Genomic DNA, 12,228 nt, shown 5'->3' on the forward strand with positions numbered 1-12,228 from the left:
CCTCGGTCGTCTTCCCTATCAGAGGCCGCAGCAAGGCGGCGAAATGGAAGGGAATACGGGGATGACTTTATTGGCGACGGGACATAAATCCGGTGGTCGCGAACGGCGTTTGAGGCTTGCAGCATTCTGCGCATCACTGGCCTGCTCCGTATCCTTATATGCCCATACCCAGGCAGTTGCGCAGGAGCTGCGCCAGTTTTCCATTCCCGCCGGGTCCCTCGATGTGGCGCTGACGCGCTTTGGCGCTGCAAGCGGTATCCAGATTTTCTACGACGCATCGCTGACACGCGGGCTCAAGACCTCCGGCGCGGCCGGCTCCCTGCCGCCGCGGGAAGCACTCGGCAAGCTGCTTGACGGCACCGGCCTCAGCTTCCGCTTCACCGCGCCCGATCGCGTGACGGTTTCCAACGCCTCACAGGCACCGGAAGCAACCTCTGCGGATGGCTCGCTCGTTCTCGAAACAATCACCGTCACCGGCAAGTCAGGACGATATGGCAGCCCGGACGCACCTTATAGCAACGATGCCCCGACCGCCTTCATTTCGGGCGAGGATATCGAGCGCTTCCGCGGCTCAAGCCCGGCCGACATGTTTCGTGGCACGGCCGGCGTCATGTCCGGCGAAGCGCGAAACGGCGCCGGTGCCATCGACGTCAACATTCGCGGCATGCAGGGAATGGGCCGCGTCGCCACGACGGTCGACGGCGCTGAAAATTCCGTGACGGTCTATCAGGGGTACCAGGGCGTCTCGAACCGCACCTATGTCGATCCCGATTTCATCGCCGGTGTCGACATTACCAAGGGAGCCGATGCCGCTTCCTTCGGCAATGCCGGATCGGTGGCGATGCGAACGGTCGGCGCCGACGACATCGTCAAGCCGGGCGAGAAATGGGGGCTGAAGGTCAAGGGCGGCTTCGGCACCAATTCATCAAGCCCGACGGAAGGCGCATTGAGCGGCTACAGCTACCAGTCTGGCGCAGGCACCGCGACCCCGTCTGCCGATGGCATGGACAGACCCGCCTTCCTCAAGCCGACGACCGGTTCCGGCAGCGTCATCGGCGCTTACAAGGGCGAGGATATCGATGTCGTCGCCGGATATGCGCATCGCCGTCAGGGCAATTATCACGCCGGCAGCCATGGTCCTGTCGCGTCCCCGAAAAACATCGGCGACACGAAATATTGGGGCGGCACTCTGCCCAACACGATGATCAATGAAGGTCTGGCCAACTATCGCGGCGGCGAGGAAATCCTCAATACCGAGCTGGAAACGCAATCGCTTCTGGCGAAGGTCACGGCGCGTCTGTCAGACGACCAGACATTCCAGATCGGTTACATGGGATACAGAAGCGAGGCCGGAGACAGGCTTGCCTCGCGGCTGACCTCGAATACCGGACAGGCGCAGCAGCAGGAACAGACCGTCAGCACCAGCCTCGACACATTTACCGCCAGATATAACTGGAACCCCGAAGACAACGACCTCATCGACTTCAAGTCGAATTTCTATTTCAACCATCTTGAAGTCCGCAACCCCGTGCGCGGCGGGCGTGGCCTGACACCGGAGAAGATCGGCCTGCCATCAGGCTTCCGGGTCGGCACCGATACCAATATGTGGGGAGCGGAGATTACCAATCGCTCGCAGTTCAGCCTGGATTACGGCGATTTCGACCTGAATTACGGATTTTCCTACCGCGCCGAAGACACCAATGGTAGCAACCACACCGCCGTACTGGAGGGCTGGCTGACCCCGCGCGACGCCATTCGCCATGAAGGTGCAGCCTTTGCCAAGGCAGCTTACAAGCCGGTTGACTGGCTTACCCTTAATGGCGGCCTGCGATATTCCCATTATTGGGTTGAAGACCGATTTGATCCCTATGAGCGTTACCAGGCGCGGGACAAGCCGGTTGACCTGAAAGTGGATGATGGCGGGTTCAGCCCATCTGCCGGAGTGACGCTGGAACCGTTCGACAACACCCAGTTCTACGTCAATTATTCGAATACGCTGCGCTCGCCATCCATCATTGAATCCGTCTCGGCCTTCAACAGCGTCATCGCGAATGCCGGGGTCCTGCCGGAGCGCTCCAGCAACTGGGAAATCGGCACCAACATCATTCGCGACGGCATCTTCTCCGACGATGATACCGCCATGATCAAGTTCGGTTATTTCAACTGGGATGTGAAGAACTACATCTCGCGCACCGTCGTGACCGAACCGCAGCTGACGCTGAATATCGGCAATATTCCGCGCGCCAAATTTTCCGGTCTCGAAGTTTCCGGCCGTTACACCAATGGCGGATTTTCGGCCGATCTTTCCGCCAACTACTTCCTGAATGTCGAATATTGCCGAACGACCCAGACCTGCGACAGTAAATCTCTCTATGGCGACTATGCGACGAACCATGTTCAGCCGGAATATACGGTCGACCTGACGCTTTCGCAGAAATTCCTCGAGGACCGGCTGACGGTCGGCGGCCGCGTCTCCTATGTCGGCCCGCGCGCCATCGGCCACGGCGACGTCACCGCGCAGGGCGCGTCGCAATTCATCGCACTTGTCGACTGGGAGCCCTATACGCTGGTCGATCTGTTTACCGAATACAAGATCAACGACAATATGACGGCGAGCCTGCGGGTGGAGAACCTGTTCGACCGCTTTTATGTCGATCCGCTCGGCCTCGTCACGCAGCCCGGTCCCGGCCGCACGATCTATGCGAGCCTTACCGCGACGATCGGCGGCGGCGAGGCCCTGCCCGGCCTTTCCCCCTTCAGCAGCCCGACGGACTCATCCTTCGTGCGTGACTGGACCGGCTTCCATGTGGGTGCCCATGCCGGCGGCGATTTCCTGAATTTTGCCGGAAATACGACCTCGCTGGATGGCACATTCAACGATGCGGCCGCACGGGAATCGGCCGATTTCAACCTGCGGGGCGGCGCGTTTGGACTGCAGGCCGGTTATGACCGGCAGCTGGAAAACGGCTTTGTCGTCGGCGTCGAGGCCGATTACACCAAGACCTATCTTCGTGGCCTCGAAAAGTTCGGTTCCACCGATCCGGTGCTGGCAAAGAGCGGCCACGTGGACGCAACGACCAGCTACGATATCGACTGGACGGCCGGTCTGCGGGCGAAGCTCGGTTATGCCGTGAATGACAGGCTGCTCGTTTACTCCACCGCCGGCCTGGCGCTGGCGAAAGAAACCCAGTGGCGCGACCAGTATATTTCAGACGGCGCGAGCGCGACCAATCCTCTCGGCTCTGAAACGACGGCATTCTTCGTGGAGAAGGCTTCCGGAACACGTGCCGGCTTCACCGTCGGCCTCGGTGCGGAATATGCGCTGAACGACAACTGGTCGATCCGTGCGGATTACAGCTACAGCCATTTCCGCGCCAAACCGTTCAAGTTCAAGAACGCCCGCGCCGGCACCGGCAAGGATTATCGCACCAGTGAGCAGACGGGCACGGAGATGATCGATCCCGGCTTGAAGAATGATCCGAACATGGCCTGGCTCTGCGATTCCATGCCGGAAGTCTGCGAGCCCTATGAATCCCCGATCTACGAATATGTAGACCATGCCGGGACGTCCGGAATTGCAAACGGTCGCAATGCCTCGAACTCGTTGAACCTGCATGCCATCAAGGTCGGGCTGAACTATCGCTTCTGAGGAAACTTTCCGCAAACTTTCGAGCCGTGCGCCTACCTGGCGCGCGGCTCACCGAAACATGAGATTGCTCACGAAACCGGACGATTGAGAATGGTTTCGCAACTCGCCGGATTGCCGATGATCTCGCTGGTCTTGATGATGGAGCCGGCATCTGCCGTGATCTTGATGATGCAATCGCGGCGGTGTTCCTTGATTTTCATGCCCTCGGTCTGCGTCATCTGGGTCTGTCCATCCACGGACTTGTATTCACGCCGATTGCTCAGCCCGGCGTAGGTCTCCACATCAACCTTCAGCCAGTAGGATTCGGTTGCGCCCTTTTCGATAACCACCTTGTTGGGGCGGCCAAGCCTGGCAATGGCCGCATCCCGCGGCTGCCCCACAAAGGCTGCGACCGTGCGGGAAATATCGGTTTCTCCGGTTGAAGTGCAGGCGGTGACAATCATCAGCGCAGCCGCCAGACATCCGGTTTCAAGCCATCTCATTTTCAATCATCCCCTCGCAAAATATCGCCAGCCGCATAGGTCGCCGACTGCCGTTGCGGCGCAAATCTAGGGTCAACGATTTCATGCTGAAAGGAGGGCGGACCGAAATCGCGATCAACTTGTTATGATCGACGAGCGTCAGGCGTCTCTATCTGTTGCGGAACACGGTGCAGGGGACGCCGGCCTGCCGGATTTCTCCGCAGAGCCTGTTGGCTTCGGCGCGGGTCTCACGGCCTATGCGGGCGGCATAACGTGGGCGCGAGCCGAAATTCCCACCTCTTTGCCTGACGATGAGGGCACGTTCCGCATTGAGGGGTTCCGACAATCCGCCAATCGCGCGGGTAAACAGCCGGTTCGCCACCGCCGGATTGTAATGCGCCGCAAGCTGCACACCCCAGGGCGCCCAGTCGGCCGAGGAGATGAGAACGGGATCGTTCATGGTGCGGGTGTCGGCGAGACGCAGGCAGGCATCAAGGAAGGACCGGCCGTCATCCAGCGCCGGGGCGGCCTTTTCCGGCGGATTGTCTTTCCAGTTCTCGACAGGATATCCGGTGATGGCAAACACGTAATCGCGGGTTTCCATTGGCAGGCGGCCGGTGGCGATGAATGTCCGCAACCCCGCCTCGCCGGCATTATAGGCCGCAGCGGCAAGACCGAAATTGCCGAATTGACCATTCAGCTCGGAGAGATAACGCGACGACGCCTCAAGCGCGGCAATGATGTTGAAGCTATCCTCGAGACCACGCAGCCTTGCCGTTCCGGGCATGAACTGGGCGATACCCTCGGCCCCTTTCGGGCTGACCGCATCGGCGCGGAACAGGCTTTCGCGCCAGATCAGCCGGGCGAAATAATCCGGCGGCACGGCGTAACGTCCGGCCAGCACCTCGATGGCATGACACAGATCGCTATTGTAGCTGCCGACCCGAATGCAGAGTTCCGGCGCAACGGCATGGCTATAGGCGCAGGCGTTTTTCCCCTCCGCCGGCTGTTCAGCCCGGGCAGCACCGCCCGCTGTCACCAGCAGGCAGAAGACCAGAGCGACACGGCCTGTCCATATCCCTGCCCATATACCTGCCAAGCAAACGACCCCACACTTCCAGACGCAAAGCACCGATTATCGGGCAATCGCGAAAATATGCCCCGACCTTCGGTCCTGTTCAATGGTCGTTTCGGTTTCGCGCTGCCGATGCGCATCCGCGCTATCAAAAGGCTCGGCGTAAAACATCCAGCCGACCCGATTGCCGGGCCGGCTGGACGCTCTGCTTTTACCCGCTCTCACGAGAAACCGTCTAGAACTCCTGCCATTCATCGTGATTGACGGCAACCGCAGCAGAACCACGCGTCGCAACGGGCCGGGATACCGGGTGGCGCGATTGAGCCGGCGCCGGTCGTACCTCCGGGCTGCTGCGCAGGGAGGATGCCGGACGCGGCGCCTCATCGAACCTGAATTGCCCCAGAAGTTCGAACAGGGCGGCGGCTTCGCGGGCAAGGCTGTGGCTGGCGGCAGTCTGCTCCTCCACCATCGCAGCGTTTTGCTGTGTGCCCTGATCGACCGTATTGACCGCCTGATTGATTTCGGCAAGTGCGGTGGACTGCTCACGGGCCGCTTCGACAATCGCCACGACATTGCTGTTGATATCACGAACCTGCGCCGCGATTTCCTGCAGCGCCGATCCCGCCTTGGTAACCAGGCCGACGCCGTTTTCCACCTGCGAACCGGACGCGTTGATCAGGCTCTTGATTTCCTTTGCAGCGGTTGCCGAGCGCTGCGCCAGCTCGCGCACTTCCTGCGCGACGACTGCAAAACCCTTGCCCGCCTCACCCGCACGCGCCGCTTCCACGCCGGCATTCAGCGCAAGCAGATTGGTCTGGAAGGCGATCTCGTCGATCACGCCGATAATGTTGGAAATCTCGCGCGATGATTTTTCGATCTGATCCATGGCGCCGATCGCATCGCGCACCACCTGGCCCGAATGTTCGGCATGGTCGCGGGCCCGGGCCACGATCGTGCCGGCCTCTTCGGCCCGGCGGCTGGAATCGTTGACCGCAGTGGTGATCTCCTCCAGCGCCGCGGCAGTCTCCTCGATGGAGGCGGCCTGCTGTTCCGTGCGTTTGGCAAGATCATCGGCAGCGGAGCGTATCTCGTTGGAGCCCGAGGAAATCGCGCCGGCATTTTCAGATACCAGCGTCATCGCTCTCTTCAGCTTTTCCGAGGCCGCGTTGAAATCCGTCCGCAATCTCTCAAGCGAGGGGATGAACGGCTTGTCGATACTCTGCGACAGGTCGCCATCAGCCAGGTCCGTGAGACATTGGGCGAGCTTTTCGACATTTTCGACACGACCGGTCACGTCGGTCGCAAATTTGACGACCTTGAACACCTTGCCGTTCAGATCGAAGATCGGATTATACGAGGCCTGAATGAAGACCTTGCGGCCGCCCTTGCCGAGCCGCATGAATTCATCCGCCACGAGATCACCGCCCGCGAGCCTTTCCCAGAACTGCTTGTAATGCGCCGACTGCGTATAGGCCGGTTCGCAGAACATCGAATGATGCCGGCCCTGAACCTCCGACAGTGAGTAACCCAGTGCCGCCAGAAAATTCTCGTTGGCGGTCAGGACATCGCCACCAGGTGAAAACTCGATGATGGCCTGCGCCCGCGACAGGGCGTCGATCTTGCCCGCATCTTCCGCCGCCTTCAGCTTGCGCCCGGTGATGTCAGTGGCGATCTTGATCACCTTCACCGGCTTGCCGCGGCGAAACACCGGATTATAGGAGGCTTCTATCCAGACCTCCCTGCCGCCCTTGCCGATGCGCTTATATTGCTGCTGATCGAACTGACCGGCGGAAAGTTTTGCCCAGAAGCTCTTGTAGTCCTGCGAAGCCACGACGGCCGGCTCGACGAACATGCTGTGATGCCTGCCGATGATTTCCGCAAGCTCGTAACCGAGCGCACGACAGAAATTCTCGTTGGCGGCAAGAATTTTCCCGGAAAGGTCAAACTCTATAATGGCCTGGGATTTGGAAAGCGCGGCAAGAACCGCGAAAGCATTGGCACCACGATCAAGAAAACTCACGCGCAATCCTCCGATGGCAGATTAATGATTTCCGTTGAAAATCATTCAATAATATTACTGTTACATTCTTAAATAATATTTAAGGATAAAGATGCTGCCAGTTGAGTTCGATTGAAAAACTCAAACTGAATTTAAACCAGCTTTCGTTTCTTTCCGCAGCCGTTTCCCTCTGCCAAAGGGCCATTGGGCGGGCGTAACAATCGCGTATTATTCCTGTTTATACTCTGGCCATCAGACGAATCGGCTAAGGCTGTCCTTTGCAGATACGTTGCGGCTTGCCGGTATTTCCGGGAGAAACCATGATCGATGTCGTAACCGCACTCGCCGTGTGGGCCTATATTGCCGGATTTCTGTTTTTGACGGCGCGGCTGGCAAGGCAGACGGGCGAGCCGATCTGGCTCTTCGCAAAGGGTCGCGAACGGCAGGCCGTTCCCGCCATGCTCTTTCGCCTCGCTTTTTTCCTTGGCGCTCTGCTGCCGCTCGTCACCCTGTGGCTGGAGCCGCAAAATCCGGTCTGGCTTCTGAGCCGCAGCGATCTTGGCACCGCAATCCGGATTGGTGGCATGGTGCTGGTGCTCGCCGGCGGCCTGATCGCGCTTTATGCGCAGAACCATATGGGCCGGTCATGGCGCATCGGCGCGGCCGAGGGCCATCTTGGCACAATCGTCGACAGCGGTCCTTTCGGCCGCTCCAGAAATCCCGTCTTTGTCGGCCAGATCGTGCTGTTTGCGGGGCTGGTGCTGGTGTTTCCATCGGTTCTACAGCTTATTGTTGCCATCGCTCTTGTCATCGCCGTGTCGCTGCAGGTCACTATTGAAGAACGTGTGCTGACGAAAGAGCTTGGTCCGGCATATGAGGCCTATCGGCGCCGGGTGCGGCGCTGGCTGTAACGGCCGCCAAACCGAAGCCGTGGCGCGGCCTTCAGCTTTTTCGGAACATTCGTCTCCGACAAGCATTTTATGCCGAATGGGGGGTCGGCCACGGGCCGGCGAATTTCCTTGCCTGTTCAGGCAAGATGACGATCAGTTCCAACCAGGAGGAGCAAGCAGATGAAAAAGAACACGATCTGTATCTGGTACGACAAGGACGCCGAGGCCGCCGCCAGATTTTACGCCGAGACCTTTCCCGACAGCGCGGTAACCGCCGTTCACCACGCGCCGAGCGATTACCCCTCCGGCAAGAAGGGCGATGTGCTGACGGTGCAGTTCACCGTGGCTGGCGTATCCTGCATCGGTCTGAATGGCGGTTCCGCCTTCAAACAGACCGAGGCTTTCTCGTTCCAGATATCGACCGAAGATCAGGAAGAAACCGATCGCTACTGGAATGCCATCGTCGGCAATGGTGGCGAGGAAAGCGCCTGCGGCTGGTGCAAGGACAAATGGGGGGTCTCCTGGCAGATCACCCCACGCGTGCTGATGGACGCCATGGCCGCCGGCGGCGCTGAAGCCAAACGTGCCTTCGAGGCGATGATGGACATGAAGAAAATCGACGTCGCCGCCATCGAAGCCGCACGCCGCGGTTGACGCGGACGGCTTACTCAGCAGCAAGTAGCGAAGTGATATTTCAAACGTAAGTCGCTAAAATATAAGGGAAAATTCGGATTTTCCGGTTTTATCACACTTTTCCCGCCGCGCAGATCGCCCTGCGCGGCAAGTCATCATAAAACGTTCAACAAAGTGTAAGCGATCCGTCAAAGACGGCTGTTAGCAGAGCCCGTGGCTTCGTGCTGGGAACATGATGTTCTTGCCGATCAGGCCATTATTCCATCAACGGGGCTCAACTCATGAAATCTTCCGCTCTGACCTCTTTCGTGGCTGGCGTCGCCATTGCCGCCGCCTTCGGCGCCACGGCTGCCCACGCAGAAAAGACCAAGTTCGAATTCTGGTACGGCCTTTCCGGCGATCTTGGCGATCGCGTTCAGGAAACCTGCAAGAAGTTCAACGACTCGCAGGCTGAATTCGAAATCGTCTGCACCTCGCAGAATGATTACGACGCCACGCTGCAGAACACCATCGCCGCTTACCGCGCCAAGAAGCAGCCCGCCATCACCCAGATCTATGATGCCGGCACGCTGGACATGATGCTGTCCAAGGCTTTCGTTCCCGCCAAGAAGCTGATGGCCGACAACGGCTACAAGATCGACTGGGACAATTATTTCCCCGGCATCGCCAACTATTATGCCACCGCTGCGGGCGAGCTGAACTCCTTCCCCTATAACTCCTCGACCGCGATGTTCTATTACAACATCGACGCTTTCGAAAAAGCCGGCATCACCTTCAAGCCGGACACCTGGGAACAGGTTCAGGAAGCCGCCACGAAGCTCAAGACCGCCGGCTTTGAATGCCCGCTGGCCTTCAACTTCGACACCTGGATGCTGATGGAGCAGTTCTCCGCCATCCACAACCAGCCGATCGCCACCAAGGGCAACGGTTACCAGGGCCTCGACGCCGAACTGACGATCAACAAGACGAAGTTCGTCGATCACGTCAAGTTCTTCAAGAAGATGCAGGACGAGAAGCTGTTCGTCGTCAAGACCAAGCAGCTCGGCATGGACATCCTGCCCGCCTTCACCTCGCAGACCTGCCAGATGTTCATGACCTCGATCGCCAATCACGGCACCGTCGCCAAGACCATGCCGGAAGGCGTGAAGTGGGACGTTGCGATGCTGCCGGTCTGGAAGGGCACCGAGCGCCACAATTCGCTGGTCGGCGGTGCGTCGCTGTGGGTCATGGCCGGTCGTCCGGACGCCGAATACAAGGGTGCAGCCGCGTTCCTGAACTTCATCGCCCAGCCGGAGATGGTTCAGTGGTGGTCGACGGTCACCGGTTACATCCCGGTCACCAAGACCGGCTTCGACGCCATGAAAGCCAATGGCTTCTATGACAAGGCTCCCTATAAGGGCCGCGAAAAGGCGATTGAAAGCCTGACCTTCACGCCGCCTTCGGAATATACCCGCGGTATCCGCCTTGGCGGTTTCACGCAGATCCGCAAGGAAGTCGCCACCTCGCTCGAAGCGATCTTCATGCAGAATGCCGATATCCAGGCTGAACTCGACAAGGCTGTCGAGCGCTCCAACGCCGGCCTGCGCCGCTTCGAAAAGACCTATGCCGGCGCCAAGCTGAATTAAGTTTCTGCAAATTTTCTAAAGACTTGCCCGCAAAGCTTCAAGCTTTGCGGGCAAGTCCGCCCATTTCTCCAGCATTGCCGGTTTTTTCATGGAAAAGCGCGCCGTCTTCAAAAGCACGTGGTTGCCCGTGCTGTTCGCCCTGCCGCAGCTTCTGCTGATCTTCCTGTTCTTCTATTGGCCCGTGGCAGCGGTCATCAACTGGGCCTTCACGCTCGAACCGCCCTTCGGCGGCGCTGCGGAATTTGTCGGCCTTGCCAATTTCGAGGAAACCTTCCTCGATCCGCTTTACTGGCAATCCGTGCTGGTCAGCATGGTTTTCGCCATTGCCGGCCCGTTCTTCACCATCCTTATCGGCCTCGTGCTGGCGCTCTGCGTCGATCGCGCCCTGCCCGGCTCCGGTTTCTTCCGGGTGCTTTATATCCTGCCCTATGCCATCGCGGGTCCTGCCGCCGGCATGGCCTTCCGCTTCATCCTGTCACCCGAGCGTGGTCTCGCCGCCTCCCTCAACGCCTGGTGGCCGGATATCTGGAACCCGGCCAAATACGGCGAACACGCACTGATCCTCGTCATCGTCATCTTCATCTGGAAATGGGCGGGATACACCTTCATCTTCCTGTTTGCCGGCCTGCAATCCGTTCCGCGCTCGCTGACGGAAGCCGCCGCCATGGACGGTTCCGGCCCCATCCGCCGCGCCATCGATATCCAGGTGCCGCTGCTCGCGCCGACCCTGTTCTTCCTGACCGTGATCATGATGACCGAAGGCTTCGTCGGCGCCGACACGTTCGGCATCGTCGCCACCACCACCGAAGGCGGCCCCAACCGCGCGACGGAAGTGATGGTCTACCGCATCGTCAGCGAAGCCTTCGAGGGGCTGAACTATTCCGGCGCCTCGGCGCAGAGCCTCGTCCTCATCGGCCTCATCATGGTTTTCACCTTCATCCAGTTCCGCTTCGTCGAGCGGCAGGTCCATTACAAGTGAGGCGGCGATGATCCAGCGCACCCCCTATGCCGACGCCCTGACCTATATTCTGATGGTCGCCGGTTTCCTTCTGCTCATCGGCCCCTTCGTCGTCATCATCGCCGGAGCGAGCCAGACGATAACCCAGGTCAACAGCGTACCGTTCCACTTTATGCCGCAGGGCGAGTTTCTCGCCAATGCCGAGACAGCCTGGAAACGCGCCAATCTCGGCAATGCGCTGTGGAACAGCATGATCATGGCGACGCTCGTCACGATCGGCAAGGTCGCGCTTTCGGCGTTTACCGCCTTCGCCATCGTCTTCTTCCGCTCGCCGCTCAAACATCTGTTCTTCTGGACGGTGTTCATCACCCTCATGCTGCCGCTCGAAGTGCGCGTCGTGCCGACTTATTCGGTGGCGGCCGATCTTTTTCAGCCGTTCCGTTCCATTCTCGGCCTGTTCGGCATCGAGGTGACGGTGGAGTGGAACCTTCTCAACTCCTATGCGGGCCTCACCCTGCCGCTGGTCGCCACCGCCACCGGCACCTTCCTCTACCGGCAGTTCTTCATGACCATCCCGGACGAGCTGGCGGAGGCCGCGCGCATGGACGGTTCGGGCGCGATACGTTTCTTCGTGGAGATGCTCCTGCCATTGTCACGCACCAACATGGCGGCGCTCACCACCATCATGTTCGTTTATGCCTGGAACCAGTATCTCTGGCCGCTCCTGATGGTCACCGACCCTTCCTACAAGACGGTGATGATGTCGCTACGGGCGCTGTTGCCCGCCGAAGACGGCACGCCGGACTGGAACGTCACGCTCGCCGGCTCGCTCATCATCATCACACCGCCGCTTCTCGTCGTGGCCTTCCTGCAACGCTGGTTCGTCCGCGGTCTCGTTTCGTCCGAGAAGTGACGGCGCGCGGTTTTCAACAACAAGG

At 59.5% G+C, this 12,228-nt stretch carries 9 protein-coding genes; 6 read left to right on the forward strand and 3 right to left on the reverse strand.

Annotation, left to right across the window (positions count from 1 at the left end):
• The first annotated feature begins 61 nt into the window (after nucleotides 1–61).
• A complete protein-coding gene (locus M0412_RS23215) occupies nucleotides 62–3,649 on the forward strand; it encodes a TonB-dependent receptor domain-containing protein (RefSeq protein ID WP_269702782.1) in 3,588 nt (1,195 codons plus the stop codon).
• A gap of 68 nt (nucleotides 3,650–3,717) precedes the next feature.
• Here M0412_RS23215 and M0412_RS23220 read toward each other — a convergent pair whose 3' ends face one another.
• The 3 genes from M0412_RS23220 to M0412_RS23230 all read right to left on the reverse strand — a co-directional run bounded on the left by M0412_RS23220 (nucleotide 3,718) and on the right by M0412_RS23230 (nucleotide 7,205).
• The gene (locus tag M0412_RS23220) at nucleotides 3,718–4,131 is read right to left on the reverse strand and encodes a hypothetical protein (RefSeq protein WP_269702780.1); all 414 of its coding nucleotides are present in this window, start codon (nucleotides 4,129–4,131) and stop codon (nucleotides 3,718–3,720) included.
• Nucleotides 4,132–4,279: 148 nt separating this feature from the next.
• Nucleotides 4,280–5,167 carry a lytic transglycosylase domain-containing protein gene (locus M0412_RS23225; protein ID WP_269702971.1) on the reverse strand — a complete coding sequence of 296 codons (888 nt, stop codon included), beginning with the start codon at nucleotides 5,165–5,167 and terminating at the stop codon, nucleotides 4,280–4,282.
• Between the two features lie 253 nt (nucleotides 5,168–5,420).
• Nucleotides 5,421–7,205: a PAS domain-containing methyl-accepting chemotaxis protein gene (locus tag M0412_RS23230; RefSeq protein ID WP_269702778.1), complete on the reverse strand. Its 1,785-nt coding sequence runs from the start codon at nucleotides 7,203–7,205 to the stop codon at nucleotides 5,421–5,423.
• A 299-nt stretch (nucleotides 7,206–7,504) separates the two neighbouring features.
• On the opposite strand from M0412_RS23230, the gene M0412_RS23235 reads away from it, so the two are divergent.
• From M0412_RS23235 to M0412_RS23255, 5 genes are all read left to right on the forward strand, one after another.
• Nucleotides 7,505–8,095, forward strand: a complete 591-nt coding sequence (locus M0412_RS23235) for an isoprenylcysteine carboxylmethyltransferase family protein (protein ID WP_269702776.1) — start codon at nucleotides 7,505–7,507, stop codon at nucleotides 8,093–8,095.
• Between the two features lie 159 nt (nucleotides 8,096–8,254).
• Nucleotides 8,255–8,728, forward strand: coding sequence for a VOC family protein (locus M0412_RS23240; RefSeq protein ID WP_046800437.1), 474 nt, complete (start codon nucleotides 8,255–8,257; stop codon nucleotides 8,726–8,728).
• Between the two features lie 260 nt (nucleotides 8,729–8,988).
• Complete coding sequence (locus M0412_RS23245; RefSeq protein ID WP_269702774.1) at nucleotides 8,989–10,332, forward strand: extracellular solute-binding protein; 1,344 nt, start codon at nucleotides 8,989–8,991, stop codon at nucleotides 10,330–10,332.
• A gap of 88 nt (nucleotides 10,333–10,420) precedes the next feature.
• Complete coding sequence (locus M0412_RS23250) at nucleotides 10,421–11,311, forward strand: carbohydrate ABC transporter permease (RefSeq protein ID WP_046800436.1); 891 nt, start codon at nucleotides 10,421–10,423, stop codon at nucleotides 11,309–11,311.
• Between the two features lie 7 nt (nucleotides 11,312–11,318).
• Nucleotides 11,319–12,203: an ABC transporter permease subunit gene (locus M0412_RS23255; protein WP_142843193.1), complete on the forward strand. Its 885-nt coding sequence runs from the start codon at nucleotides 11,319–11,321 to the stop codon at nucleotides 12,201–12,203.
• The last annotated feature ends 25 nt before the right edge of the window (nucleotides 12,204–12,228 follow it).

Origin of the sequence: Agrobacterium sp. O3.4 (assembly GCF_041414895.1) — a bacterium.
GTDB classification, from domain to species: Bacteria; Pseudomonadota; Alphaproteobacteria; order Rhizobiales; family Rhizobiaceae; genus Agrobacterium; species Agrobacterium cucumeris.